This is a genomic window from Microcystis sp. M53603_WE2 (assembly GCF_030065435.1).
The window spans coordinates 1-1,854 of record NZ_JASJFF010000759.1 but is presented as its reverse complement, the minus strand read 5'-3'; the positions used below and the strand labels follow the sequence as shown (position 1 = coordinate 1,854).

Sequence of the window (1,854 nt, the reverse complement as noted above, 5' to 3'; positions counted from 1 at the left end):
TTTTACCTATAGGAGCATTCCCCTATAGAACCCCATAACTCTAGTTTTCAAGGTGCGTTCATCGGTTGATGACTGGGTTTTTTAAGCGGTTGCTTACCCTGCCCGCTATTCTTAATATCATACATCCTATAAAGTCGCCCTAAAAGGGCGAGGCTTTAAACCCAATTTTTCGGTAAACGGTCTTGACGCAGCAAATCCGCCAGATTTTCCCGTTCAAGGATCAGATTAGCTTCTCCATTTTGGACAATTACCGCCGCCGGACGGGGTAAGCGGTTGTAATTAGAAGCCATACTGTAGTTATAGGCTCCTGTGGCTAAAACCACTAAAATATCCCCCGGGTTGGTTTTCGGTAGCGTAATATCCTTAATTAGAATATCGCCAGATTCACAATGTTTTCCAGCTATTGTCACCACTTCCTGACATTCTTGACTCATTTTGTTAGCGACCACGGCCCGGTAAACCGATTGATAGGTAATCGGTCGGGGATTATCGGACATTCCGCCATCGACGGCGATATAGGTGCGGATTTCGGGGATTTCTTTGCGATTACCCACTGTATAGGCCGTTACGCAAGCGGTGGCAATCAGAGAGCGTCCCGGTTCGGCAATGAGCAGGGGATAAGCGATACCTCTTTCCTGACAAGCTTTGGCCACTGCTAAGGACACTGCTTGCACCCATTCCTCGATACTTGGGGGGTCATCACTTTCGAGGTAGCGAATTCCTAAACCACCACCCACATTTAATTGCTCTAGGGGTAAACCCCGTTCTAATCCTAATTTAAACCAATCTGCCAGCACAGAGGCTAAGTCTTGGTGGGGTTGACGTTCAAAAATCTGGGAACCGATGTGAGCGTGTAAACCCAGACAATTCAGCTGCGGATGAGCTAAAACATAGTCAAATACCGCTTCGATTTGATGGGGGTCAAAACCAAATTTACTGTCTAAGTGACCCGTGCGAATATATTCGTGGGTGTGACACTCGATGCCGGGGGTTAAACGCAACAGGATCGGAATAGGGGTATCAGGACGATTTTCGCCTAATTTAACCAGATTTTCTAGTTCTAGCCAGTTATCAACGATAATAATGCAGTTATGCTCGATCGCATATTCTAACTCGGCGATCGATTTGTTATTACCATGAAAGTATATTGGCACATCAGTTTTATTGATCTGGTCTAAAGCGGTTAACACCGTGTGAATTTCTCCGGCCGACACCACATCAAAACCTAATCCTTCACTAGCGACCACGGCCGATACAGCCAGGCAATTCCACGCTTTCGAGGCATAAATTACCCTAGATTCTCCGGGATAATGTGTCTGGAAACCTTGCAGGTATTGACGACAGGCAGTGCGGAGGGTAACTTCATCGACAATATACAAGGGTGAACCGAAACGCTCCACTAGGGTGGTCACATCGCAACCACCGATTTCTAGACAATCGCGGTTATTAACCTTGGCTGTCAGGGGTAACAGGGTTTGATTCGGGGATAGACAATCTTGATAGGCTAAATATTTTTGTCCGGAATTGCTGATTTTAGGTTCAGTTGATAGCATAATCGGTGTTTTTTGTCAAGCAATCGATAATTTTTGTTACAATCTCTGCCCATCACCGATTCAGTCAAGGGAAATTTGACCGTCGGTGATCTAGATAACCAAAATAGTTCTCTCTTTCAGTGTACGATCAACCACCCGCTAAAAATCCCTTTTTTGTCTGGAAAAAATCGAGCAGCGACCCCGAAATAGTGGTAATAGTATTGAAGGAGTGGTCTTAAAAGTGATGATATGACTGACCAGAATGGCGTGTTAGTAGAAGAACAGAGCGAGGATATTACCCGTAAGATGAGTCAATTAGCCA

1 protein-coding gene is annotated in these 1,854 nt (G+C 45.3%); it reads right to left on the bottom strand.

Annotated features, from left to right (window positions below; genetic code table 11):
• Positions 1-155: 155 nt before the first annotated feature.
• Positions 156-1,553 (bottom strand): diaminopimelate decarboxylase, encoded by a 1,398-nt coding sequence (gene lysA / locus PX481_RS16350; protein WP_288095019.1) that lies wholly within the window; start codon positions 1,551-1,553, stop codon positions 156-158.
• Positions 1,554-1,854: the final 301 nt, after the last annotated feature.